The sequence below is a fragment of the Rhodococcus sp. JS3073 genome (assembly GCF_026810085.1).
Classification (GTDB): domain Bacteria; phylum Actinomycetota; class Actinomycetes; order Mycobacteriales; family Mycobacteriaceae; genus Rhodococcus_F; species Rhodococcus_F wratislaviensis.
In genome coordinates, this window is the sequence record NZ_CP113951.1 from 1473648 (window position 1) to 1497495 (window position 23848).

At 68.2% G+C, this 23848-nt stretch carries 28 protein-coding genes; 9 read left to right on the top strand and 19 right to left on the bottom strand.

What is annotated here, in order from left to right:
• Nucleotides 1-6: 6 nt before the first annotated feature.
• From OYT95_RS06895 to OYT95_RS06925, 7 genes are all read right to left on the bottom strand, one after another.
• Nucleotides 7-420 (bottom strand): PPOX class F420-dependent oxidoreductase, encoded by a 414-nt coding sequence (locus tag OYT95_RS06895; protein ID WP_037231662.1) that lies wholly within the window; start codon nucleotides 418-420, stop codon nucleotides 7-9.
• Between the two features lie 52 nt (nucleotides 421-472).
• On the bottom strand, nucleotides 473-1354 hold the full coding sequence (locus OYT95_RS06900; protein WP_268791051.1) for a hypothetical protein: 882 nt from the start codon (nucleotides 1352-1354) through the stop codon (nucleotides 473-475).
• Between the two features lie 45 nt (nucleotides 1355-1399).
• Nucleotides 1400-2500, bottom strand: a complete 1101-nt coding sequence (gene dapC, locus OYT95_RS06905; RefSeq protein ID WP_268791052.1) for a succinyldiaminopimelate transaminase — start codon at nucleotides 2498-2500, stop codon at nucleotides 1400-1402.
• 2 nt (nucleotides 2501-2502) lie between these two features.
• Nucleotides 2503-2826, bottom strand: a complete 324-nt coding sequence (gene fdxA, locus OYT95_RS06910; RefSeq protein WP_005263360.1) for a ferredoxin — start codon at nucleotides 2824-2826, stop codon at nucleotides 2503-2505.
• Nucleotides 2827-2934: 108 nt separating this feature from the next.
• On the bottom strand, nucleotides 2935-3702 hold the full coding sequence (locus tag OYT95_RS06915) for a hypothetical protein (protein WP_037231651.1): 768 nt from the start codon (nucleotides 3700-3702) through the stop codon (nucleotides 2935-2937).
• Nucleotides 3699-6326 carry a bifunctional FO biosynthesis protein CofGH gene (locus OYT95_RS06920; protein ID WP_442972549.1) on the bottom strand — a complete coding sequence of 876 codons (2628 nt, stop codon included), beginning with the start codon at nucleotides 6324-6326 and terminating at the stop codon, nucleotides 3699-3701. The genes OYT95_RS06915 and OYT95_RS06920 overlap by 4 nt, the downstream gene beginning before the upstream one ends.
• 45 nt (nucleotides 6327-6371) lie before the next feature.
• Nucleotides 6372-6557: a hypothetical protein gene (locus OYT95_RS06925; RefSeq protein WP_005239177.1), complete on the bottom strand. Its 186-nt coding sequence runs from the start codon at nucleotides 6555-6557 to the stop codon at nucleotides 6372-6374.
• A gap of 83 nt (nucleotides 6558-6640) precedes the next feature.
• Here OYT95_RS06925 and OYT95_RS06930 point away from each other — a divergent pair, with 83 nt between their 5' ends.
• The 3 genes from OYT95_RS06930 to OYT95_RS06940 are packed head-to-tail and all read left to right on the top strand — an operon-like array spanning nucleotide 6641 to nucleotide 9377.
• Complete coding sequence (locus OYT95_RS06930) at nucleotides 6641-7141, top strand: PH domain-containing protein (RefSeq protein ID WP_112299137.1); 501 nt, start codon at nucleotides 6641-6643, stop codon at nucleotides 7139-7141.
• Nucleotides 7138-8679: a PH domain-containing protein gene (locus OYT95_RS06935; protein ID WP_268791053.1), complete on the top strand. Its 1542-nt coding sequence runs from the start codon at nucleotides 7138-7140 to the stop codon at nucleotides 8677-8679. Before OYT95_RS06930 ends, OYT95_RS06935 begins: the two co-directional genes overlap by 4 nt.
• Entirely contained in the window at nucleotides 8664-9377 is a 714-nt protein-coding gene (locus OYT95_RS06940) for a uracil-DNA glycosylase (protein WP_112299135.1), read from the top strand. The genes OYT95_RS06935 and OYT95_RS06940 overlap by 16 nt, the downstream gene beginning before the upstream one ends.
• Nucleotides 9378-9442: 65 nt before the next feature.
• On the opposite strand, the gene OYT95_RS06945 is transcribed toward OYT95_RS06940, so the two are convergent.
• On the bottom strand, nucleotides 9443-10276 hold the full coding sequence (locus tag OYT95_RS06945) for a uroporphyrinogen-III synthase (RefSeq protein ID WP_112299134.1): 834 nt from the start codon (nucleotides 10274-10276) through the stop codon (nucleotides 9443-9445).
• A gap of 39 nt (nucleotides 10277-10315) precedes the next feature.
• Here OYT95_RS06945 and OYT95_RS06950 point away from each other — a divergent pair, with 39 nt between their 5' ends.
• The gene (locus OYT95_RS06950; RefSeq protein ID WP_037231636.1) at nucleotides 10316-10693 is read left to right on the top strand and encodes a VOC family protein; all 378 of its coding nucleotides are present in this window, start codon (nucleotides 10316-10318) and stop codon (nucleotides 10691-10693) included.
• Here the strand turns inward: OYT95_RS06950 and OYT95_RS06955 are convergent.
• The 6 genes from OYT95_RS06955 to typA form a co-directional block, all read right to left on the bottom strand.
• Nucleotides 10690-12207 carry a catalase gene (locus OYT95_RS06955; protein ID WP_037231634.1) on the bottom strand — a complete coding sequence of 506 codons (1518 nt, stop codon included), beginning with the start codon at nucleotides 12205-12207 and terminating at the stop codon, nucleotides 10690-10692. The two genes, OYT95_RS06950 and OYT95_RS06955, sit on opposite strands and share 4 nt — an antisense overlap.
• Before the next feature lie 30 nt (nucleotides 12208-12237).
• The gene (locus OYT95_RS06960) at nucleotides 12238-12666 is read right to left on the bottom strand and encodes a hypothetical protein (protein WP_037231632.1); all 429 of its coding nucleotides are present in this window, start codon (nucleotides 12664-12666) and stop codon (nucleotides 12238-12240) included.
• Nucleotides 12667-12680: 14 nt separating this feature from the next.
• Nucleotides 12681-12839 (bottom strand): hypothetical protein, encoded by a 159-nt coding sequence (locus OYT95_RS06965; RefSeq protein ID WP_167344029.1) that lies wholly within the window; start codon nucleotides 12837-12839, stop codon nucleotides 12681-12683.
• Nucleotides 12840-12938: 99 nt separating this feature from the next.
• Entirely contained in the window at nucleotides 12939-13817 is an 879-nt protein-coding gene (gene mshB, locus OYT95_RS06970) for an N-acetyl-1-D-myo-inositol-2-amino-2-deoxy-alpha-D-glucopyranoside deacetylase (RefSeq protein WP_128639211.1), read from the bottom strand.
• The gene (locus OYT95_RS06975; RefSeq protein WP_328286537.1) at nucleotides 13814-15634 is read right to left on the bottom strand and encodes an ABC transporter family substrate-binding protein; all 1821 of its coding nucleotides are present in this window, start codon (nucleotides 15632-15634) and stop codon (nucleotides 13814-13816) included. The genes mshB and OYT95_RS06975 overlap by 4 nt, the downstream gene beginning before the upstream one ends.
• A 122-nt stretch (nucleotides 15635-15756) precedes the next feature.
• The gene (gene typA / locus OYT95_RS06980) at nucleotides 15757-17664 is read right to left on the bottom strand and encodes a translational GTPase TypA (protein WP_005239154.1); all 1908 of its coding nucleotides are present in this window, start codon (nucleotides 17662-17664) and stop codon (nucleotides 15757-15759) included.
• A gap of 343 nt (nucleotides 17665-18007) precedes the next feature.
• Here typA and OYT95_RS06985 point away from each other — a divergent pair, with 343 nt between their 5' ends.
• Nucleotides 18008-18175 (top strand): hypothetical protein, encoded by a 168-nt coding sequence (locus tag OYT95_RS06985; RefSeq protein WP_162130660.1) that lies wholly within the window; start codon nucleotides 18008-18010, stop codon nucleotides 18173-18175.
• Nucleotides 18176-18177: 2 nt separating this feature from the next.
• Here the strand turns inward: OYT95_RS06985 and OYT95_RS06990 are convergent, their stop codons facing one another.
• Nucleotides 18178-18558 carry a (deoxy)nucleoside triphosphate pyrophosphohydrolase gene (locus tag OYT95_RS06990; protein WP_037231624.1) on the bottom strand — a complete coding sequence of 127 codons (381 nt, stop codon included), beginning with the start codon at nucleotides 18556-18558 and terminating at the stop codon, nucleotides 18178-18180.
• Nucleotides 18559-18616: 58 nt separating this feature from the next.
• Here OYT95_RS06990 and OYT95_RS06995 point away from each other — a divergent pair, with 58 nt between their 5' ends.
• The gene (locus OYT95_RS06995; RefSeq protein WP_037231622.1) at nucleotides 18617-18901 is read left to right on the top strand and encodes a 4a-hydroxytetrahydrobiopterin dehydratase; all 285 of its coding nucleotides are present in this window, start codon (nucleotides 18617-18619) and stop codon (nucleotides 18899-18901) included.
• Here OYT95_RS06995 and OYT95_RS07000 read toward each other — a convergent pair.
• Nucleotides 18849-20180, bottom strand: coding sequence for a mannosyltransferase (locus OYT95_RS07000; RefSeq protein WP_268791054.1), 1332 nt, complete (start codon nucleotides 20178-20180; stop codon nucleotides 18849-18851). The genes OYT95_RS06995 and OYT95_RS07000 overlap by 53 nt on opposite strands.
• A gap of 318 nt (nucleotides 20181-20498) precedes the next feature.
• Here OYT95_RS07000 and OYT95_RS07005 point away from each other — a divergent pair, with 318 nt between their 5' ends.
• A complete protein-coding gene (locus tag OYT95_RS07005; protein WP_174484672.1) occupies nucleotides 20499-21281 on the top strand; it encodes an Rv1157c family protein in 783 nt (260 codons plus the stop codon).
• A gap of 110 nt (nucleotides 21282-21391) precedes the next feature.
• Nucleotides 21392-21742 (top strand): hypothetical protein, encoded by a 351-nt coding sequence (locus OYT95_RS07010; RefSeq protein ID WP_037231615.1) that lies wholly within the window; start codon nucleotides 21392-21394, stop codon nucleotides 21740-21742.
• Between the two features lie 10 nt (nucleotides 21743-21752).
• Here OYT95_RS07010 and OYT95_RS07015 read toward each other — a convergent pair whose 3' ends face one another.
• Nucleotides 21753-22223 (bottom strand): MarR family winged helix-turn-helix transcriptional regulator, encoded by a 471-nt coding sequence (locus tag OYT95_RS07015; protein WP_037231613.1) that lies wholly within the window; start codon nucleotides 22221-22223, stop codon nucleotides 21753-21755.
• Between the two features lie 76 nt (nucleotides 22224-22299).
• The gene (locus OYT95_RS07020; RefSeq protein WP_156046582.1) at nucleotides 22300-22446 is read right to left on the bottom strand and encodes a hypothetical protein; all 147 of its coding nucleotides are present in this window, start codon (nucleotides 22444-22446) and stop codon (nucleotides 22300-22302) included.
• 101 nt (nucleotides 22447-22547) lie between these two features.
• On the opposite strand from OYT95_RS07020, the gene OYT95_RS07025 reads away from it, so the two are divergent.
• Nucleotides 22548-23051: a nuclear transport factor 2 family protein gene (locus tag OYT95_RS07025; protein ID WP_037231611.1), complete on the top strand. Its 504-nt coding sequence runs from the start codon at nucleotides 22548-22550 to the stop codon at nucleotides 23049-23051.
• Between the two features lie 3 nt (nucleotides 23052-23054).
• Here the strand turns inward: OYT95_RS07025 and OYT95_RS07030 are convergent, their stop codons facing one another.
• A complete protein-coding gene (locus tag OYT95_RS07030; RefSeq protein ID WP_105421357.1) occupies nucleotides 23055-23789 on the bottom strand; it encodes a DUF1906 domain-containing protein in 735 nt (244 codons plus the stop codon).
• Nucleotides 23790-23848: the final 59 nt, after the last annotated feature.

Genomic DNA, 23848 nt, shown 5'->3' on the forward strand with positions numbered 1-23848 from the left:
TCGCCGTTACACGTCGCGCGCGTTCGACACGAGTTGATGGACGTCCTGGTCGGTGGCACCGAGACCGAAACTGATGATCCGTTCGGGGTGGATGCGAATGGTCGGTCCGCCGAGATCGTTCGCCTCGGCGGCCTCGGCGTCGAGGGCCTCGGCGCGCCCGCGGATTTCGACGCAGCGGACCCGCCACGGGTCGACGGACGGCACGTCGTCCACGACGAATGCCACCTTCCCGTTGTCGGCGACGTTGCGGAACTTGCGGCTCGCCGCCATGTTGTAGCCCTGGATGTCGATCGTGGACGTGCCGGCGTTGTAGTGGAAGCCGACGGGACTGACCTGCAAGGTTCCATTCGGCTGAACTGTCGCGAGCCGGCCCAGGCGTTGTGACGCCAGGTAGTCGAGTTCCTGCTGAGTGAAGGACATGAAATCAGGGTAAAACCTCGAGTGCGCTGCAGGTCAAGGTTCCGCCCATCCCTCAGCCGAGGTCGTCGACTGCGCGCCGCGCTTCGTCGACGCGCCGCTCCGCCGCGTCGAGATCGCGTTCCCCCCGGTGCACTGCCTCCGCCGCGGCTTTCTCCGAGTTCCGGGTGAACTGCCGCTCCTGCTCGGCGTGTTCGAGTTCGGCGCGCAGTTCCTCGATCCGATGGTCGATCTCCGTCAGCGTCGACCGCGCCTGCTCCAGTTCCGTTCTCGCGTCGTTCAGTTCGCCGCGGACCTCGTCGGCCTGCGACGTGACGTCCGCCAGTTCGGCCTCGGCCGCCGCGCGTTCGGCGTCGCGGTCGCGTTCCGCCGACTTCTTCTTCGACTTCTTCCCCGGCTTCTCGGCCGGGGGCGTGGCGGCAGGTTCGGACTTCACGCTCTTTCCCTGGACCACGGCGAGTCCGGCCGGACCGAAACCGCTGTAGCTCGCCGCCGTCACCACCCGGCCGCGCCGCACCTGTTCGGCGGTCTCGGCGTCGGCGAGAGCGGCGTGCAGCGTCTGGCCGACATCCCGCAGCGCGTCCTCCCCGACCGTCCGGCCTCGCTCTGCGGCGAGTTCACCGGCCTTGCGCGCCAACGCGCGCACCACCTGCTGCCGTTGCGTGTTCAGCCGCCGGAGGTCCGGGCCGGACAGGTGTCGCTGCGCGTCACGGAGGGCGTCCCCGAGGGTGAGGAGCGCGCCGATTTCGTCGGGCAGCTCGCGGGCGAGCAGGTTGACCAGCCAGCCGACGACGGTCGGCTTCCGCAGTTTCCCGATCTCGGTCGCCAGCGCGCGGTCCTTATTCTCCCGCGCTGCGGTCACCTGCGCGGTGCGCGCCTCGACGAACTCACCGGGGTCGAGGCCGTACAGTTCGTCGGCGACGTCGTCGAGGGTCACGGCCCAATACTTGCACCGTGACCACTCCGTCCGGGCCGACTCGGGTCAGACCAGTCGTTCGGCTGCGGCCGCGATGCGTTCGTCGCTGGCCGTGAGGGCGATGCGCACGTGAGTGCCCCCGCCGGGACCGTAGAACTCCCCTGGTGCCACGAGGATGCCGCGCTCGGCGAACCACTCGACGGTGTCCCGGCAGGCTTCGCCGCGGGTCGCCCACAGGTACAGCCCGGCTTCGGAGTTGTCGACGGTGAACCCGGCGCCGCGCACCGCTGCGAGGAGGATCTCGCGGCGACGGCGGTACCGCTCACGCTGCTCGTTCTCGTGGTCGTCGTCGCTGAGCGCGGCGGTCATCGCCGACTGGATCGGCAACGGCACCATCATGCCCGCGTGCTTGCGGACCTCGAGCAGTTCGGCCACCAACGCCGGGTCACCGGTGACGAACCCCGCGCGGTAACTCGCGAGGTTGGAGGTCTTCGACAGCGAGTGCACCGCGAGGAGTCCGGTGAGATCGCCGTCGTTCACCCGCTCGTCGAGGATCGAGAGGGCTTCGCCTTCCCAGCTCAATCCCAGGTAGCACTCGTCGGACGCCACGATGGCGCCGCGGCTGCGCGCCCAGTCGACCACCTTGCGCAGATGCTCGAGACCGAGCACCTTGCCGGTGGGGTTGGACGGCGAGTTCACGAATATCAGCGACGCGCCCTCCGGACCGAGCCGGTTGAGACCGTCTGCCCGAATCACCCGCGCACCCGCGAGCAGCGCTCCGACCTCGTAGGTCGGGTACGCCAGCTCCGGGATGACCACGAGGTCGTCGGCGCCGAGCCCGAGAAGGCGCGGCAGCCAGGCGATGAGCTCCTTCGTGCCGATCGCGGGCAGCACCGCTGCCGGATCGATTCCGGTGATTCCGTAGCGGCGACGCAGCGCCTCCACCGCGGCGTTACGCAACTCCTCCGTGCCGTGCGTCGTCGGATATCCCGGAACCTCGGCGACCGCGGTCAGCGCGTCCTGGATGAGCGGGGCAACCGGGTCGACCGGGGTTCCCACCGACAGGTTGACGATGCCACCCGGGTGGGCGAAGGCTTTCGCCTTCGCCGACTCGAGCGAGTCCCACGGAAAGTCGGGAAGTGCTGTGGCTACCGGGATACGAGGCACATCTAGTCCTCGCCCATGGGGGGCAGAGCCTTGACGAACGGCGGGTCGTAGTCGACCTTGCCCAGCTTCGCCGCGCCGCCGGGGGAACCGAGGTCGTCGAAGAAGTCGACGTTCGCGGCGATGTAGCCGTTCCACTGGTCCGGGACGTCGTCTTCGTAGAAGATGGCCTCGACGGGGCAGACGGGTTCACAGGCGCCGCAGTCCACGCATTCGTCCGGATGGATGTACAGCATCCGCCCGCCCTCGTAGATGCAGTCGACAGGGCATTCCTCGATACACGCCTTGTCCAACACATCCACGCACGGTTCAGCAATCGTGTAGGGCACTGCCGCTCTCCCTGCCTTTCTGACACGAGTAAGCACGAGGTACGGGCCGCTTGTACCCCGCGGAAGAAACTATTATCGCCTGCCCGGCGGACCTCTCTGCGGTGAGGGTTACCTGACCCGGCGCACCGCCGCGGGCAGCGGCGGCCGGGACGCGATCCACTGCTCGCCCTGTTTCACGGCTCTGACCAGCGCGCCCCGTTCGCCGAGATACCCGGCCACCACACCGACCACCGGGATGTTGCCCAGCAGCGAGTAGGTCGAGCCCGGCCCAGGACGCTTGTCGATTTCGTCACTGAGCGCGCGCACCGTGCGGGCAGTGCTCCACAGCGCTCCCATCAGCGCGAACGGGTGCCACATCGACGGGCCGTCCGCCGAATCGGATCGCGTCGTATCGGCGAGCACCGCAGGCGCGTCCGTCTCACGCCGGCAGAGCACGGACGCCAGCAGATCCACCTGCTCGGATCGGTTCGTCACGCCGTGTTCCCGGGCCACGGCGACGAGAACGACGGCCTGATTCGCGAACCCGAGCACGTCCTGGATCGGGAGCCGATTGAGAAGCACACCGAACATGCCAGGGAACGCGACCGCGATCGTGTTCAACGCGCCGATCCGCGTCACCCACCACCGTGCCCGCTCGTCGTCGCTCGCCCTCTCCCACGACGCCGTCCCCGGGAACTGCACGGTGTCGAGAACCCAGGCGATGCCGTCGAGCAGCGCCTCCGCGGCGCCCCGGTCCTCCGCTGTCGGGGTGAACGTCCGGCTCTTGATGCCGAACGGATCCGTGAGGGCCAGATCGAGCACGGGGTTTATACCCCGCGCGGCACGATCCAGGATGCCGACGACCTTGTCGTCGCCCAGCCGGTCCTTCTCGCTCATGCGGCCGGCGTCCTTCCCTCGCGTCGTGCGTGTGTGGTGGTGCGTTCGCGTGCCGGGCGGCCGATGCCCTCGGCGATGGCCCGCAGTTCGGCGACGGTCTTCTCGGATCCGTGCTCCGAACCCGCCATCCGGGAGATGGTCTCCTCCATCAGGGTGCCGCCGAGGTCGTTGGCGCCGCCCTGCAACATCACCTGGGTGCCGGTGACGCCCAGCTTGACCCAGCTGGTCTGGATGTTCGGGATCCGCCCGTGCAGCATGATCCGGGCCAGGGCGTGGACGGCCCGGTTGTCCCGGTTGGTCGGGCCCGGCCGCGACGCACCCGCCAGATACAACGGCGCGCTCTGATGCACGAAGGGCAGCGGAACGAACTCGGTGAATCCGCCTGTCCGGTCCTGGATTCCGCGCAGCACCCGCAGATGCCCGACCCAGTGCTTCGGGTTGTCGACGTGGCCGTACATCATCGTCGAACTCGACCGCAGACCCAGCTCGTGCGCCGTGGTCACCACCTCGATCCAGGTGGCGGTGGGCAGTTTGCCCTTGGTGAGCACCCACCGCACCTCGTCGTCCAGGATTTCCGCGGCCGTGCCGGGAATGGTGTCCAGACCCGCCTCACGCAGTTCCGTCAGCCAGTCCCGGATGCTCTGCCCGCCGCGGGAGGCGCCGTTGACGATCTCCATCGGGGAGAACGCGTGCACGTGCATCGACGGCACCCGCGCCTTCACCGCACGCACCAGATCGGCGTACCCGGTGACCGGGAGTTCCGGGTCGATGCCGCCCTGCATGCAGACCTCCGTCGCGCCCGCGACGTGCGCCTCCCACGCCCGGTCCGCGACCTCGCCGGTGGACAGCGTGAACGCGTCCGCGTCACCCTTGCGCTGCGCGAACGCGCAGAAGCGGCAGCCGGTGTAGCAGATGTTGGTGAAGTTGATGTTCCGGTTCACCACATAGGTCACCTCGTCGCCGACGGCGTCCTTGCGGAGCGCATCCGCCAGCGCCACCATCGCCTCGAGCCCTGGACCCTCGGCCGTCGCCAACGCCAGGTATTCGTCGTCGGTGCAGCCCGCCGGGTCGCGCTCGGCGGCCCGCAGCGCCGCGAGGACGTCCGTGTCCACCCGCACCGGGCCGCTCAACTCCAGCACCTGCTCGCGGACGGTCTCCCAGTCCCCGAACGCGCTGCCCAAATCGCTGCGCGTCTCGGTGTTGCGGCCCTCGGTGTCGATCTCGGTGTTCAGATCCACCCGGCCGGCCGACTCCCAGGACTCGTCCGGCTCCTGCCACGGCAACCCGACCGGCGTCGTGTCGGGCTTCGCCAGCCCGGTGTGCGGGTCCGCGAGGGCCTGCACGTGCCCGGTGATCCGCGGATCGATCCAGGGCGAGCCGGCCAGCACGAACTGCGGCTGCGCCGCCGTGCGCTCGGTGAGCTCGAACCCGGCCTCCGCGGTGATCGCGGCCAGGGTGTCCAGGTTCGGCCACGGCCGCTCCGGGTTCACGTGGTCCGGGGTCAGCGGCGACACGCCACCCCAGTCGTCGACACCGGCACCCAGCAACGCCAGGCATTCGGTGTTCGACACCAGGTTGGGCGGCGACTGGATGCGCATCCCCGGGCCCAGCAGCAGCCGGGACACGGCGATGGTCGCGAGAAACTCCTCGAGCCCCGCGTCCGGGGCATCGCGCATCGCGGTGTCGGGCTTGGCGAGGAAGTTCTGGACGATCACTTCCTGAACGTGCCCGAACGCCTTGTGCGACTTGCGGATCGCCATGATCGATTCCGCCCGTTCCCGCACGGTCTCGCCGATGCCCACCAGAATGCCCGTCGTGAACGGCACACTCAACCGCCCGGCGTCGGTGAGCGTGCGCAACCGTACCGCCGGATCCTTGTCGGGGCTGCCGTAGTGGCACTCGCCCTTGTCGGTGAACAACCGGGTGGACGTCGTCTCGAGCATCATGCCCATCGACGGGGCCACCGGCTTGAGGCGAGAGATCTCCTCCCAGCTCATCACACCCGGGTTCAGGTGCGGCAGCAGCCCGGTCTCCTCGAGCACCCGGATCGACATCGCCCGCAGGTAGTCCAGCGTCGAATCGTAGCCCCGCTCGTCCAGCCACTGCTTGGCCTCCGGCCACCGATCCTCGGGACGGTCACCCAACGTGAACAGGGCTTCCTTGCAGCCCAATTCGGCGCCCTGCCGGGCGATCTCCAGCACCTCGTCCGGTTCCAGATACGCGCCGCGCCCCTCGGCCCGCAGCTTGCCGGGCACGGTCACGAACGTGCAGTAGTGGCACTTGTCCCGGCACAACCGCGTCAGCGGAATGAACACCTTGCGCGAGTACGTGACAGCCCTGGGTCTGCCCGCCGCCAGCAACCCGGCGTCCCGGACCTTCGCCGCCGACGAACACAGGTCGGCCAGGTCGCCGCCGCGGGCCTGCAGCAGGGTCGTCGCCTCGTCCACGTTCAGAGTGGCGCCGTCGCGGGCACGTCGCAGCACCCGCCGCATAGCAGAGGCGGAAGGGGCCACTTCCTGCGCAGACGCGCCGGACGGAGCCGGCGCCGGGACACCGGGCATGGGAAGCATCGTGGGTCGGCCGGATTCTTCACCTGAATGGGTCACCCAGCGATCATGCGCCATCGATGACAACCGGTGCCACCCAGACTCCCGCAAGCCGGTGGATCGCTACCCGCGGGGGTAGTCCTCGTCGACCGGGACCGCCCGGCTCTGTTCGGCCACGTCCGCCTCGTTCACCTCCAGCGACGACACTTCTTCGACCTCGTCGGAACTGTCGTCGTCCACGGCGAGTTCTTGCTCCAGCCGGTCTGCCTCGGGAACCTCCGGAGAATCGGCCGCATCGAATGACGTCATGTCTGCGCTCCTTTCACTTCGGGGGGTTCTCCCACGATAGGTCGGTTCTCGACAGAATGCCGGGGCACGGCCAAAGTGGGGGCATGAGTGTGCCCACCACCGTCACGATGGCAGACCCGCTGTGGCGGCCGAGCCCCAAGGCCAAGCAACTGTGGGCGATCAACGCCGCCCTCCTCTGGCTTCCACTCTTCGTCGTGCAGGCCGTCGCTCTCGTCTTCCACTGGTGGCCCGTGTGGGTGCACGTCACGGTCCTCGCGGTAACAATCGTGCTCGCGATCCTCCACGTCGCCGTCGTCCCGCTGTGGCGGTACCGGGTGCACCGCTGGGAGATCAGCGACACCGCGGTCTACACCCGCAGCGGCTGGTTCACCCAGGAACGACGCATCGCGCCCATCTCCCGCATCCAGACCGTCGACACCGAACGCGGGCCCATCGACCGGATGCTGGGGCTGGCGACCGTCACCGTCACCACGGCGTCGTCCGCCGGTGCCGTCAAGATCTCCGCGCTCGATCAGGACACCGCCGACCGCACCGTCGCGCGGCTCACCGAGATCGCGGGCACCAATGTCGGTGACGCCACATGAGTGCGGCACCGGAACCGGGAATCGCTCCCCCCATCGCGCACGGCGAGGCCGCGGTCGCCGCCGAGGAGGAACAGCCCTGGTTGCGCCTGGACCGCCGGATGCTCCTCGTCCACCCTGTCAACGAGATCGTCAAACTTCTGCCCGTGTTGCTGATTTCGCTGGTGATCGGCACCCAGAGCGGCAACCATGTGTGGAGTCTCGTCGCCCTCGTCGCGTTCGTGGTGTTCGGCATCTCGCGGTGGTTCACGACGAGCTACCGCATCGGCCCGGTCCACGTGCAACTGCGGCAGGGCCTGTTCCGCAAACGCCTGCTGTCGGTACCACGCAACCGCATCCGATCCGTCGACGTGGAGGCGGGGGTCCTGCATCGCCTGCTCGGACTGTCGATCGTGCGGATCGGCACCGGGCAGCAAGTGGGTTCCAAACCCGACGCGGCGAAGTTCGAACTCAACGCCCTCTCCACCGGGCTGGTTCCCGACCTGCGGGCCGCACTGCTCGCCCGCCGGCCCCCCGCCGACGTCGAGCAGACCGCTGTCACGCAGGAGCCCGCGGTCACCGAGATCGGCCACTGGACACCGGCCTGGGTCCGCTACGCCCCGTTCTCGGTGACCGGCGTGGTGACCATCGCGGCGATCGTCGGTCTCGCGTTCCAGTACGGAATCGGCGCGAAGATCGCCCGCTCGTCGACGGTGGCCGAGGGCATCGAATCGGCCGAGCGCATCGGGATCGCCATCGCGGTCGTCGTCGGGATCGTCGTCCTCCTGATCGCCGCCAGCGCGCTGGCCTGCATCCGGTACCTCCTGACGTACGGCAACATGACGCTGACGGACAACGGCCGCACCCTGCACGTCAGCCACGGTCTGCTGAAGACCCGCCAGACCACCCTGGATCGCGCCCGCCTGCGCGGGACGACCCTCAAGGAGCCGCTCCTCCTCCGGCTCGCGGGCGGCGCCCGACTGGATGCCGTCATGACCGGCGTCAGCGCCGAGAGGCGGGAGTCCTCACTCCTGCTCCCCCAGGCTCCGCACGCGGAAGCGGAGCGGGTGATGGCCACCGTCATCGGCGACCACCGTCAGGCCGCGGTGCCGCTCACCCCGCACGGGCCGGTCGCCCAGCGACGGCGTTACACGCGGGCCCTGATCCCCGCCGAGATCGCGCTCGCCGTCGCCCTGGTCTTCGTGATCCTCGATCGGCCCGTGTTCTGGGCCGCGTGGGCCGCGATCGTCGCGCTCGCCGTCGGCGGCGTGGTGCTGGCCTGGGACCGGTACCGCGGCCTCGGCCATGCGGTGCTGCCGGGGTGGCTGATCACCCGCAGCGGCTCCCTCGACCGCGCCCGGGACAGTCTCGAAGCCGACGGGATCATCGGGTGGACCGTCCGTCAGACGTTCTTCCAACGGCGGGCCGGGGTGGCGACCGTCATCGCCGCCACTCCCGCGGGCACCGGAAAATACCTGGTGATCGACCTGCCCGCCGATCGGGCGTGGTCGCTCGTCGAGTCGGTGACACCCGGCGGAGGTGACGTGTGGGCGCGGCGCTGACCGACATCGCCGGTCTCGACGCCCAGCTGATCGAATGCCGAGCCTGCCCCCGCCTCGTCGAGTGGCGGGAGACGGTCGCACGCGAGAAGCGCGCGTCGTTCCGCGACGAAACCTATTGGGGCCGTCCGGTTCCCGGTTTCGGTCCACCTGATGCGTCCCTGCTGATCGTCGGTCTCGCCCCCGCCGCCCACGGCGCGAACCGCACCGGGCGCATGTTCACCGGCGACCGCAGCGGCGATTTCCTCTACGCCGCACTCCACGCCGTGGGACTCGCGAGCCAGCCCACCGCCACCCACATCGGCGACGGCCTCGAGCTGTTCGGCGTCCGCATCACGTCCCCGGTGCACTGCGCGCCGCCCGCGAACAAACCCACCCCCGGCGAACGCGACACCTGCCGCCACTGGCTCGACGCCGAACTGCGCATCCTGCGACCCCACCTGCGGTCGGTGATCGTGCTCGGCGGATTCGGCTGGCAGTCGCTGCTCCCCGTCCTCGACGACGCCGGCTGGGCCGTCCCCCGGCCTCGACCCAAGTTCGGGCACGGCGCGCACGTCGAACTCCCCGGCGCCGACCGTCCCCTGCACCTGTTCGGCTGCTACCACGTCAGCCAGCAGAACACCTTCACCGGCCGGCTCACCCCCGCCATGCTCGAGTCGGTGCTGTCCGACGCCGCCCATGTCGCCGGGCTGATCGGGTGATTCCCCCACCCCGGACGAACGGGACGCCCGTTCGATCTGACGCAACGACCGTCCCGTTCGTCCGGCTACCGCCGGTTCGGGAGTTCCTCGATGATGTATTTGGCCATGCTGCCCAGCCGCGGGCGGGCGGGCTGCATGGTGTCGACGCCGAGGGCGGTGAGGGGCGAGGCCGTCACCGAGCCGACGCAGACGGGTGCGACCGGACCGTGGAACGCGTGCAGGAGGGCCTCCACTCGGTCGGTGTCCTTCGCGGTGCTGAGGAGGGACGACACGGCGGGCGCGCTGGTGAAGGTGACGGCGTCGACCTCGGCTCGGATGATCTGATCCAGCAGTGTCAGCAGCGGCTGCTGGTTCTCAGGTCTGATCCACCGGTACACCGACACGGCCGTGGTCTCGGCCCCGGCGCCGGCGAGGGAGACGCTGAGGTCGGTCATCGGTTCCCATTCGGTGATGGTGCCGTGCAACTGGACGGCGACGCGCAAACCACGCACACCCTCCGCGACGAGGTGTTCGTGCACCTCCTCGGACGATTCCGTCTCCGGCGACCACTCCTCGCGCAGGCCGGCGCCGCGGACGGCGCCCTTCGCCTTGGGACCGCGGGTGATGATCCGCGCCGACCGCAGGGCGGCGAGCAGTGCGTCCTCCTCGTCCCAGGCCCGCGCCGCGTCCAGCCACCCCCGGAACCCGACGGCGGTGCTGACGACGAGGAGGTCCGGCGGCGACGCGATGATGTCGGCGGTACGGGACCGAAGATCGGAGTCGTCGACGAGCGGCAGCACGTGGATCGCCGGTGTGTGGACGATGGCGGCCCCGTGCCGTTCGAGCAGGGTGATGAACTCGGCGGCCCGGCGTTCGGCGGTGACGGCGATGGTCAGTCCGGACAGTTCGTCATTCGACATTCCCCCAGTGTGACGGACGAATGAAACTAAGCTGCCCACATGATCACCGCTGTGCACACACTGGTCTACGCCGACGACGCCGAGGCGGCCCGCGACTTCTTCCGCGACGTGCTCGGCTGGTCACACGTCGACGCCGGCGGCGGCTGGCTGATTTTCCGCACCGGACCGTCCGAGATGGGTGTGCACCCCACCTCGGACGAGCGGGGCGGTGAGCCGTGGTCGACTCGGCCGCACCACGAAATCTCCCTGATGTGCGACGACATCGAGTCGACCGTCGCGGAACTCGAAGCCAAGGGCGCCGAGTTCACCCGCGGAATCCGCGACGACGGGTACGGCCTCACCACGTCCCTGAAGATTCCCGGGGCGGGCGAGATGATGCTGTACCAGCCTCGGCACCCGGTGGCGTTCGAGCGTTAGGCCTTCGCCTGCGCGCTGCTGCGCGCCGCATTGGCCTGTTCGCCCGCCTTCGGGTCGGTCTCCGACTGTTTCTTCCCGACCCCGTCGGCGATCCGATCGCCGAGGGTCTTGTCGACGTTGCGCCAGTACTCGAACGCCTTCGCCAGGACGGGTTCGCTGACGCCGTTCAGCAGATGGCCGACGATGTTGTCCACCAGGCGGTCACGGGCGGCGTCGTCGAGCACTTCCCGGACCATCGTCCCGGCCTGACCCCAGTCGTCGTCGTCCCTGTGGAGCGCGTAGGGCGAGCGGACCATGTCGCCGGCGCTGTACCAGGTGGCGGTCTCCCCCACCTGCGACGGGTCGGCGTGCGGGCCGCCCTTGGAATTCGGCACGTAGACCGGATCCCCGGGGTTGTGGTGGCGCATGTTGCCGTCCTTCGAGTACGAGCGGACGGGCACGTGCGGCCTGTTGACGGGCAGCTCCTTGTAATTCGCTCCGATCCGGTAACGGTGGGCGTCCGGGTAGGAGAACAGCCGGCCGATGAGCATCTTGTCCGGGCTCGGGCCGATGCCGGGGACCAGGTTGCTGGGCTCGAACGCGGCCTGCTCGATCTCACAGTGGTAGTCGGTGGGGTTGCGGTCGAGTGTCATCCTGCCGACGGGGATCAGCGGGTAGTCGCTGTGCGGCCACACCTTGGTGAGGTCGAACGGGTTGAACCGGTAGTCGTCGGCATCCTCGAACGGCATGATCTGCATGTTCAAGGTCCAGCTCGGGTACTGGCCGCCCTCGATGTGCTCCCACAGGTCTCGCGTGTGGTAGTCGGTGTCCATGGACGCCATCTGGTCGCCCTCGTGCTGCGTGAAGAACTCGATGCCCTGGTCGGTCTTGAAGTGGTACTTCACCCAGAACTTGTCGCCCGCGGCGTTCACCCACATGTATGTGTGGCTGGAGTACCCGTTCATGTGCCGCCAGGTGCGCGGGATGCCGCGGTCGCCCATGAGCCACGTGACCTGGTGAGCCGACTCCGGGGACAACGTCCAGAAGTCCCACTGCATGTCGTGGTCGCGGAGGTTGTTGTCGGCACGCCGCTTCTGCGACCGGATGAAGTCCTGGAACTTCATCGGGTCGCGCATGAAGAAGACGGGCGTGTTGTTCCCGACCATGTCGTAGTTGCCCTGGTCGGTGTAGAACTTGACCGCGAATCCGCGTGGGTCGCGCCACGTGTCGGGGCTACCGCGCTCACCGGCCACGGATGAGAACCTGATCAGCAGATCCGTTTTCTTTCCGGGCTGGAAGAGGTCGGCTTTCGTGTAGGCGGAGACGTCCTCGGTGACTTCGAACCGTCCGAACGCCCCGCCTCCCTTCGCGTGCGGTTGCCGCTCCGCAACGCGTTCGCGGTTGAACTGCGCCATCTTCTCGATCAGGTAGTGATCCTGGAGGAGGATGGGCCCGTCCGTCCCGATGGTGAGCGAATGTTCGTCACTCGATACCGGGATGCCGGCGTCGTCGGTCGTGAAGTTCTGATCTGCCATCGCGATGCTCCTTCAGCAGGCTGCTGGTGGCTACCGCGTACCCTCGCCCACCGACGGCGAAACAGGTCCGAAGGCCGCCTTCGCGCTGACTTTCCACAGGTAGACCGCCGCCGGGACAAGGGAGCCGAACAGGAGCAGGAGGGTCCAGACGGACGCGAGCAGGAGCACGTCGCCGCCCGGACCGCCGAACATGCAGAGCAGGAAACCGAACCCCCACCCCGCGAGCGGCAGCACTCCCGTCCCCACCCGGCCGGTCGTCGACCGGGCAGCGATCACCAGCGCCAGGTTCGCGACCGCGGCGGCGAGGATGCTGATCGGAAACGGTGTGGCGCCGAGGTAGGCCGGCAGGAAGAGCACCGAGAGGACGGCGCACAGAAAACCGTCGAACACCAGCAGCGCGAGGGTGACCCTCCCCAGAACATCGAGGTGCCCGGGTTTCGCTGCGGTGCCGACGGTCATGTGTCAATAGTGGATCAGGCGACGGGCGGGTAGCCCAGCAGGGTCAGCAAATGGCTCTGCATGTCGGCGAATCCGTACAGCACGCCGTAGTACAGGTCGTGCTGGGCCGGCCACGACGGCCGGAGCGTATCGACGAACGCGACGATGGCGTTCTGAACATCCCAGTTGTACATCTATCGCCTCTCCTGACGGGTGTCACACGGACTCGACCGGGGCCGCTGCGTGACGTGGGCCACAGTGTAATACGCAACCCTCGTCACAGATACCTGCGGTCAGTGACCGATGCCGGCGAAGAGGTCCCGCTCCCTGCCGTCGGCGTCCCGATCCCCGGCGGCGCCGCGGACCAGCACGAAATGCTCCTCCGCCAGGATCGGCTGCGCGATGTCGTTGGAGAGCGCGTACTCGGTACCGCTCGGCGCCACCGTCACCTGGGTGGCGTGCGCCGACAGCGCTTTCGTCTTCGCGTCGAGCACGCCCCGCACGTCGATCACCGTCGTCACATCGGTGTCCGGGACGCTCGGCAATTCGCCGGGCTCCGGCAGCCGCCAGCCGTCGGGGATGTCGCCGATTCGGCAGATTCCCGACTCGAGCGCGCTCGCCTCGGTCACCGTCCAGTACAGCTTCGCGACGTCCCACGGTTCACCGCGGTCCGGGTACCGCGCCGAACCCGCCGCCTCGACGGCCGCGGTGGTGATCGTGTGCACCTGGATGTGGTCGGGGTGCCCGTACCCGCCGTCGGGGTCGTAGGTGACCACGACGTGCGGCCGCAGTTCCCGGATGACCGCCACCATCGCAGCCGTCACGGAGTCGAGGTCTGCGTTGACGAAGGCGCGCGGATCGGCCGCCGACGCCGTGCCCGCCATGCCGGAATCACGGAAGTGCCCCGCCCCCAGGAGGAACCGCGGCCTTCCCGCACCGAGACACGACAGCGCGGACGTCAGCTCGCCGATCCGGAACCCACCGAGCTGATCCGCGGCGTCCGCGACCAGCTGCGCCCACTCCTCGCCGATCACCTCGCCTTCCTCGCCGAGCGTGCACGTCAGGACGTGAACGTCGGCACCCTCGGCGGCGTAGCGCGCGATGGTGCCGCCGGTGGTGAGGGTCTCGTCGTCGGGATGGGCATGGACCAGCAGAAGTCGCCGCTCACTCATTCCTTGATCCTGCTCCAGTCCGCTGCGTCACTGAATATTCCGACCGGCACGGCGCCCGACAGCGACACCCCGTCGACACCGGGTCCCGCCGCGACCAGCGTGCGGTCCTGCATGATCGGCAGCACCGCAGCCAGATCCCAGAGTTTGCGGTCGGCGTCGGCGAGAGCCTGCGGCACATCGCCGACCCCACGCAGCGCGGCGTCGATGGACGGCTGCAGGGTGGGGTCGCAGACTCCCGACAGGTTCGACGGGGCCTCGGCTTCCGAGACCGCATCACGTTCCGGGCCGGTGGTTTCGGTGTTCTGCTGAGTTGCCGCGACCACTGCGGGCGGACAGCTGTGACGGGACGCGAGCGCCGTGGCGGGGTCGGACCCGGCGCGCGACCATCCGACGACTGCTCCGATGTCGCCCTTGCTCAGCGACTCCCCGTACAGCTCCTCGGCGGGCAGGGACGTCACGGTGGCGTCGACGCCGGCGCCGCGCAACTGGTCGGCTGCCGTGTTGGCGACCGCACTCGCGGTGTCGTCACCCTCGGGTGTCCCGATGACGAGCGTCAGCGGGACGCCGGCGCGGACGAGCCGGGTCGACGGGGCCGCGCCTGCGGGAACGACGGTGTCCGTGGGTGTTTCGGCGACGTATCCGTATTCGGCCAGCTGCGCCAGCACCTGTTCGCGGCTCGGCCGCGCGGGGGCGGTGGCGGTGTAACCGGGATCGGAGGGGGCGTAGACCTGCGAGCGTGCCGGGACCGCTGCCGCCTCGCTGCCGGCGCCGACGACGGCGAGCAGTTCGGTGTCCAGCAGCTCCAGCAGGCTCTTCCGCACCCGGACGTCCGCGAGTTCGGGAACCCGGCCGTTCAGTGTGAGGTCGAGTCCGCGCGGCTGGAACGACGCACCGGTCCGCACCGTGGGGATCGCCGCGAGCTGGGCGGAAGTGGCTGTGCCCCCGTGAATCTGGACGATCTGGGTGTCGTTGTTGCGCATCGAGTCGGCGAGCTGCGACGGCGTGCCGTCGCGGCGCATCAGGATCTGGTCGGGAGTTGCCGGCTTGTCCCAGAACCGGTCGTTGCGTTCGAGCAGGATCTCGTCGCGTCCGCGGTCGATCGACTTGATGTGGAAGTGCCCGCCGGACACCGGGATGTTCTCGGACAGACCGGTCGCGAAGCCACCGGGGGAATCCTTGATGAGATGTGACGGCAGCAGGTCGGTGAAGAGTTCACGCCACGCCGGATAGGCGGCCTTCATCACGACGCTGACCGTCTTGCCGCCACCGGACGACCTGACGTCCTCGATCAGTTCGTAGCCGGCGGGGTCGACCACGCCGGGGGCACTGATCATCTGCTGCCACAGGTAGCGGAAGTCCTCGGCGGCGATGGGCGCACCGTCGGACCACTGTGCCTCGTTCCGCAGCTGGTACGTGACGATGAACGGCTCCTGCGACGTGACGTCCGCGGAGATCACGAGCGAGGAGTCGGGAATCCAGTTGCTTCCGCCCGGGCGGGCGGGATCGGGCACCGGCCGGAACGGGCTCGGCAGCACGAGTGCGCTGACCGCGGAATTCGCCGGCGACTGGTCCGACAGGAGGTGCGGGTTGAATCCGCTGCCCACGTCGTCGATGGCCACGACGACGGGCTGCTTCTCGGTCGGCGACACCGTCGGCTTGGGGCTGTCGGTGCTCTCGACCGGCGGGGGCGGATCGGCGGTGCACGACGTGAGCATCGCCGTCGACACTGCGAGCAGGAGCGCGGTCACTGCCGCACCGTTCCCACGCCTTCGGCCCCGCACTCCTCGAACTCTCTCGAGTCGACCCCCAGCAACCACCGCGCCGCCTTTCCTCAGAGAGACCGGAAGGCTCCGGAAACCCACGAGCGAATGTACCTTCGGTCGCCGATCGACCGAAGGTACATCCGCCCGGTTGTGTCTGACGTGGTCGGACGAGCCGACTACAGGGCCGCCTTGTCGCGGGCCTTGGAACGCGAACGCTCACGGGCACGGTCGGTGGCCGACAGGTGCACCTTGCGCACGCGCACGACCTCCGGGGTGACCTCCACGCACTCGTCGCCGGCGCAGAACTCCATCGCGCCTTCGAGCTCGAGCTTGATGGGCTTGGCGAGAGTCTCCATCACGTCGGCGGAGGACTGACGCATGTTGGTCAGCTTCTTCTCGCGGGTGACGTTGATGTCGAGGTCCTCCTGGCGCGGGTTGATGCCCACGACCATGCCCTCGTACGTGTCGGCGCCAGGCTCGACGAAGAACGTTCCGCGATCGGCGAGCTGGATCATCGCGAACGGGGTGACCGAACCGGTGCGGTCCGAGACGAGCGAGCCGGTGTGGCGGGCGCGGATCTCGCCGGCCCACGGCGCGTAGCCGTGGAAGACGGCGTTCGCGATGCCGGTGCCGCGGGTCTCGGTGAGGAAGTCGGTGCGGAAGCCGATCAGGCCGCGCGAGGGAACGATGAACTCCATCCGGACCCAGCCCGCGCCGTGGTTGGCCATCTGCACCATCTTGCCCTTGCGGTTGGCGAGGAGCTGGGTGATGGCGCCGAGGTACTCCTCGGGGCTGTCGATGGTGAGCTCTTCGAAGGGCTCGTGCACCTTGCCGTCGACCTGACGGGTGACCACCTGCGGCTTGCCGACGGTCAGCTCGAAGCCCTCGCGGCGCATCTGCTCGACCAGGATGGCGAGCGCGAGCTCACCACGGCCCTGGACCTCCCAGGCGTCGGGGCGACCGATGTCGAGGACCTTGAGCGAGACGTTGCCGACGAGTTCCTGGTCGAGACGCGACTTCACCATGCGGGCGGTCAGCTTGTGTCCGCTGACCCGGCCGACGAGCGGCGAGGTGTTGGTGCCGATGGTCACCGAGATGGCGGGCTGGTCGACGGTGATCCGCGGCAGCGGGACCGGGTTCTCCAGGTCGGCGAGGGTGTCGCCGATCATGATGTCGGGGAAACCGGCGACGGCGACGATGTCACCGGCGACGGCCTTCTCGGCGGGCTGACGCTCGACGCCCTTGGTGGCGAGCAGTTCGGTGATCTTGGCCTTGGTGACGACGGGCTCGCCGTCCACCTCGCGGCACCAGGAGACGGTCTGACCCTTGGTCAGCTCGCCGTTGTGGATACGGACCAGCGCGAGGCGGCCGAGGAACGCGGAGGCGTCGAGGTTGGTGACGTGAGCCTGCAGCGGCGCGTCGACGTTGCCCTTGGGCGCGGGCACGTAGTTGAGGAGCACCTCGAACAGGGCGTCGAGGTTCTCGGCGTCCGGTGCGTGACCGTTCTCGGGCTGAACCTTGGACGCCTTGCCCTCGCGGCCGGAGGCGTACAGAACGGGAAGGTCGAGGGCGAGCTCGGCGGCTTCCGCTGCCTCGTCGTCGAGGTCGGAGGCCAGGTCGAGCAGCAGGTCGTGGCTCTCGGAGACGACCTCTTCGATGCGGGCGTCGGGCCGGTCGGTCTTGTTGACCACCAGGATGACGGGCAGCGACGCGGCGAGCGCCTTGCGCAGCACGAAGCGGGTCTGCGGCAGCGGACCCTCGGACGCGTCGACGAGCAGGACGACACCGTCGACCATGGACAGGCCGCGCTCGACCTCGCCACCGAAGTCGGCGTGACCGGGGGTGTCGATGACGTTGATGACCGTGACACTGCCGTCACCGTGATGCTTGTGGACGGCGGTGTTCTTCGCGAGGATGGTGATGCCCTTCTCGCGTTCGAGGTCGCCGGAGTCCATGACGCGATCGACCAGTTCGGCGCGCTCCTCGAATGCCCCCGACTGGCGCAACATGGCGTCGACGAGGGTGGTCTTGCCGTGGTCGACGTGTGCGACGATGGCAACGTTACGGAAGCTGGTGATGGTCACGCGGTGGCTCTCCTGGCTGAGTTGATTCGGCCACGCGAAAGTTCCCTCGCACGGCTTTCTGGCGGCCGCCTTGTCATCTCGATTCAGAATCCTCGTCGAGGCGATGGTAAATCGCCCAGTGCAGGCATCGCGGCCACGTGAATACTACCCGCCCGAGCGCCTACTTCGCGCATCGCCGGCCGCCCGGGGCCTGCCCGACCAGCGTAAAGTGATCTGCGCCACGTCGAATTCGGCCTGTCTCGGGTGTGGATCGGGGCCGAAAGCTGAGGGGACGCTAACCTGGGTGGAGCCGGCAGATACCGGTGTTCACCGTAGTAGGAAGGCCGCGCCGAGTATGGGCAAGGTGAAGGCCAGCAAGGTCTCGGGTCTCAAACCGAAGAAGAAGTGCTGCCGCAGCAAGACGCGCTGCATCAAGTGCCCGGTGGTCATCATGCGCATGAAGAAGCTCGAGAACGAGGGCGCTTCCAAGAAGGAACTGAAGAAGGGGCTCAAGAAGGCCCGCGCAGCCTGAGGTCAGCCCCACCCTTTCAAGTGCAGCCGCAGGTCCGGCACCCACCCGCGGTCGTTGCCGACGAGGTCGATCTCCCCCAGTTCCCGTCCGTCCACCCACCGCAGTTCCGCGTGATCGAGTGCGACGGGCGTTCCCGACACCAGTTCGACCCGGTACGCGCGGAGCACCCGGCCGTCGGGCAGCGGCACGTCCTCACCGATCCGGTCGCCGCCCGACACCTCGACCCCGAGCTCTTCTCGCAGTTCGCGGCGCAGCGCGTCGTCGGCGGTCTCCCCCGCCTCCGCCTTGCCCCCGGGCAGCTCCCACTGTCCCGCGAGTTCCGGGGGCCGCGTCCGCTGCGCGAGCAACAGCCGGCCGTCGACGATGATCGCGGCCGCCACCACCTCTCCGGTGTGGTCGGCAGGCCTTGCACGTTCCACTGGCACCGCACCATCATGGGGTATGGCCGAGTTGCTGTCAGACGGAGAGATCGACACCGCGCTCGCAGAACTGCCCGGGTGGCGGCGGGCGGGTGATTCCCTCGTCCGCACCGTCGAGTCGCCGAGTTTCCCCGACGCCGTCGAGCTGGTCGGGAAGGTCGCGGAGGCGGCGGAGGCCGCGAACCACCATCCGGACATCGACATCAGGTGGCGCAAGGTCACCTACACGCTGTCGACGCATTCCGCCGGCGGGCTCACGCAGCTGGATCTGGATCTTGCTGCGCAGATCGACGCACTGGCGGGCTGATCGTGCCGGTGACCGCGGCGGCACGCTGTGTGCGGCGTCCGGCGTAGGCCACCCAGGCGTAGACACCGAATGCGCCGACGACGTCGACCGTGCCCAGCCACGCGAGTACCGCGGGCCGGGAGATCAGCCAGATCGAGTCCTGGAAGAAGCTGAGAACCCACGGCACGCCGATGAGGGTGGTGACGAGCCAGTATCCGGCGAGGATCCGGGTGCCCAGCATCGATCCGTAGGGGCCGTGCAGCAACCAGATCAGCATCGGAATGACCCACACCCAGTGGTGCGACCACGAGATCGGTGAGACGAGCAGCCCCAGCAACTCGACGATGACGAGGGTGCCGAGCCGATCGTCCCGGGCGATCGCCCGCCAGGCCAGGACGGCGAGGACCACCGTGACCGCCACGGCAAACATCCAGAGGACGCCCGTCTCGACGTCGTACCCGAGCAGCCGCGACAACGCGCCGCGCAGGGACTGATTCCACACCGAGCCGACCGGCCCGATGCGATCGGCGTCACCGAGCAGGTGGGTGAAGTACTCCCGCGCCTCCGAGCCGATCAGGAGGTAACTGACTCCGACGGTCGCGGCGAACGCGACACCCGAGAAGACCGCGGCCTTCCACCGGCGCTGCATCAGGAAGTAGAGGCCGGTGATCGCCGGGGTCAATTTGATCCCGGCGGCGAAACCGACGAGCGCACCGGACAGCCACCACCGGGAGCTGCGGACCGCGGTCATCACGAGCAGCGCGAGGAACACGTTGATCTGGCCGTAGTCCAGCGTGGTGCGCACCGGTTCCACCCACACCCCCACCGTGGTCCACAGCACCGCGACCGCCCGCCAGTGCGGGCTGTGCGCGGCGTCACCGAGCACGAGCCCCAGGCTCATTCGCGCCAGCGCGTACAGGGCGAGGATCGTGAGCAGTTGCCAGCCGACCCCGACCAGCGGGAACGGCAGGTAATGCAGGGGAAAGAAGACCAGCGCGGCGAATGGTGGGTAGGTGAACGGCAGCGGAAAGTCCGGTGTCACTTCCGAATAGGTGAAGTCGTAGAGACTGCCACCACGGAGCGCCTCGGAACCGTCGACGTAGACGTGCAGGTCGACGAGGTTCATCCCGTTGGGACTCAACAGCGTCCACGCCATGCGCCCGAGCACCGACAACACGAGAAGCACAGGCGCGCACCGCAACAAGCCGTGCAGGGCGGACGCTCCCCGGGACGCGGGAGAACGCTCGGAGGACGGGTCGTCGGAGGCTGCTCCGTCGTCGGACGCTGCATGGTCGGACACAGTGTGGCGCTCTCCCCGTGAGGTGTGTAGATGTCTCAGCCGATCCCGAAACGGTCCCGCACAGCGTAGACGGCGCCCTCCGCGGCCCCCGAGGTGTCCGTAGCCGCGCGTAACAGTTGCATCACCAATCACACGAACCACACGTGCCACAAGCTATGGTCACCGGAAGATCACCGTCGGGGTCTGTATGCCATACACTCCCACCGGGATGCCGCAGCTATCGGTGAACGAACTCGTGAGCTGTACAACCCGGGGGCGCTGTACATAGAGTGACCCCCCGAGCCGTCAGACGTGGATTGAGTTGTCGTCCACGCTGTTATGACTAAGGATGGGGAGACTGTGCTTCGAACCCGAGGTATGCGCAGAGCAGTGACTGCTCTCGCTGTTGCCGCAGCAGCCGCTATGGCAGTGCCGGCCCAGGCGAGTGCGCAGCCGACGCCGCCGCCCGTGCCCGAAGGCATCCCCGTGGAGATGCTCGCATCGTTCGCACCCGCGATCATCGGCGCAGCCGCTGGTACCGAAGACATCGCAGCAGGACCTCAGGACGCGATCCTGGACCAGGCCCGCAACCTTCTCGAGGCCCCCGGAATCCCGCCCGAGCTCAAGTCCACCCTCGAGCGCGTCATCACGTTCCTCGACGGCAGTGGCGGCGGCGGACCCGAGATCCCGCAGGAGAACGCACCCGTCATCGCGCAGTTCCTCTACCCGACCATCGGCAAGGGCTGCATCGGAGAGGGCGCCGACTCCGTGGGCACCGCACTCGCGGTCCCCGGTCCCGCCCAGCTGCCCCCGCCCGGACCCAAGGCAGGTCAGGCCGGTTTCGTGTTCACCGCCCTCGGAACCAGTTCCGTTGCCGCCGAACAGCCCAATCCACTGACCGTGACGTGGATCAACCTGGACAACCAGCGGCGCGCCACCCAGAACCTCACCAACGAGGCCAAGATCAACCCCGACGGACCGGCAACCCTGTCGGCGATCGCGGACACCGGCCCGGGTCGCGTCCTCGCGGTCGTGTCGGGCGGACTGACCACGCAGAAGGAAGGCGCCGCGCCGATCACGTGCAGCTTCCTCCCCACCGTCGGCATGTTCCAGGTCGCGTAACTCTCCACAGCTGACGCGAAGGGCCCTTCCGGATTTTTCCGGAAGGGCCCTTCGCTCATGTCTGCACCGCTTCTCTGTTTGCCGACGGCACCACCGTGGTAGACCGAGGGATGCCCTCGACGCACCACACACCAGACCACTCACTGCGATCGCGACACGCCCGGCGTTCCATACTGTCGATCCGTTCGGAGGGATCGATCCTCTCGATCGGTTCCGCCTACTCCATCCTGTCCATCGGGAGTGTCGGCTCGGTGCTCTCCATCGGGTCGGTCGGGTCGGCCGGCTCGGCACTGAGCACCGGCTCGTTCGCCAGCCTCGGGTCTGCGCTGTCGGGGCTGTCGCGGTGGTCCCTGATGTCGTGGAAGGGGTGGCACGACTCGCCGCCGGAACACCCTCACCTCACGGTCATCGCCGAGGAACCGGACCTCGCCCGGGACGCGACCGCGCACGTCCAGTCCTGACGCGATCCGGTCAGGACGTCCGTCCGGCGCGCGGCCAGGAGTTGCCGTCGTACTTCTCGATCTCACCGTTGAACTTCGTCAGCAGCCGCCGCAGCTCGTCCCGGTCGTGGTCGCTCCACTCGGCGATGATGCGCTCGACTCCTTTTCGGCCCAGCGCCCGGTCGGCGTGAAGCTGTTCGAGCCCCAGCGCAGTGGCCTCGACCTTGCGGGCCATTCCCCCGTCCGGGTCGGGGACGCGATCGACGAGCCCGCGCTTCAGCAGGGCGCCGATCTGCCGGTTGATCGTCGAGATGTCGAGCCGGAATGCCTCGGCAAGCTGTTTGAGGCTGAGCGGATGTTCCAGTTCCAGACGTCCGAGGAGGAGGTAGGCGGAACGGTCGAGTTGGAATCCCGCCCGTTGCGCATGGGCGTGATAGCGCGACAGCAATGTCAATTCGTTCTCGACATCTGCCGCCACCTCGTCGCGTTCGGACACCGACACCTCCCCTAGTTACCGTCATTCTGCCCGAGGCATTATTGTGCACCATACACACAGTGTGTAGTGTGCACATCTTTCATCAGGATCCGTTGACGAACAGCGCGGTGTAGAGGACCGAGGCGACGGTGTACACGAAATTGACCAGCAGTTCCATCGGGAGAACCTCCGGGTTCAGAGTGAAAAGAGTGACAACAGGTAATCGGAGTTGCCCCGAGGAGCGTTTCACACTCCCATCCACCGGAAAACGCCCCACACTCGAACTGAAACGTGTTCTTATTTTGCGAGGCGCTCACAATCGGGGCGCCGGACGAGAGAAGGGATGCACACATGCCGTGGAGTCGTGCCGAGCTCGAAGAGGCCTTCGCGCACTACCAGCGGACCGTCAGCCGCTGCGTCGAACTCGGGGACTGGAACGGCTTCGCCGACCTCTTCACGGAGGACGCCACGTACGTCGAGCACGCCTTCGGAGACTTCGACGGACGCGAGGCCATTCGGACATGGGTCACGCGCACCATGTCGGCCTTCCCCGGCAGCCGGATGACCTCGTTCCCGGCGAACTGGTACGTGATCGACGAGGACCGCGGATGGGTGATCTGCGAGATAGACAACCCCATGGAGGATCCCGGCGACGGTTCGGAACACGCCGCAGCCAACATCACGATCCTGCACTACGCCGGCGACAACCTGTGGTCGCGCGAGGAAGACGCGTACAACCCGATGAATTTCCTCGCCGCGGCCAAGAAGTGGTGCCGCGCAGCGGAAGCCGTCGGCAGGCTACCTGACGACGCCCGGGAGTGGCTCTCGAGGATGGGCGGGCAACCGGCGGCCTAGCCGTCACCACTGCCCGTAGTCGGGCTTCAGAATGTCGTTGAGGTCGATGCCCACCCCGTCGACGTTGCTCGCATCGATCTCGTACTGATGCAGGTGCGCCGACGGGTGGACGTACCCCTCCGGCGTGCCCCAGTCGTGCTGCCAGTACCACGACCCGAGCCCGGCGAGGACCGCCAGATCCAGTGTCTTGGAATTGGCGTAGATACCGGTATTGGCCTTGCCGACCACCGACTCCCACCCGGCGAGATACGGGGCGATCATGGTCAGGAAATCGGCGGGCGTGGGATTGTCGTCGATGGACGCGTAGATGGGCCGGTCCTCGGAACCGCCTGCAGCGAGGTGTAATTCGAGTCCGCGCTCCGCGTGCCGCTTCCCCGCCTCGAGCCCGCCGCGCCAATCGGCCGTCGGCCCCTTGCCGAACTGGTAGCACGAGACGACCGACAGTCCGGCGTCGAGCAACGCCTGCGCCTCGTCGGCGAGCATCGGCTTGCCTTCCATCCATTCGGCGCCGGGACGGCGGTCGGACACGTAGCGGATGGCGCCGGCATAGCCGGCCTCGAGGATGGCGTCCGCCGACGGCACCCCACCGGCGTAGTCGATCAGGATGCCGAGGCTGTCTGCCTTCGCGACGGCGACCGAGGACGTGGTGGACGTGAGCGCCGCAATCCCGGCCACGGCGGATCCCGCTGCCGCGTACCGGAACAGGTCTCGTCGAGAAATCTGCACTGTGGCCCCCATATCCGATCGGTCGCGCTCCGGCGTGTCTCCGACATTCACTCTCGCTCAGTCGGTATGTT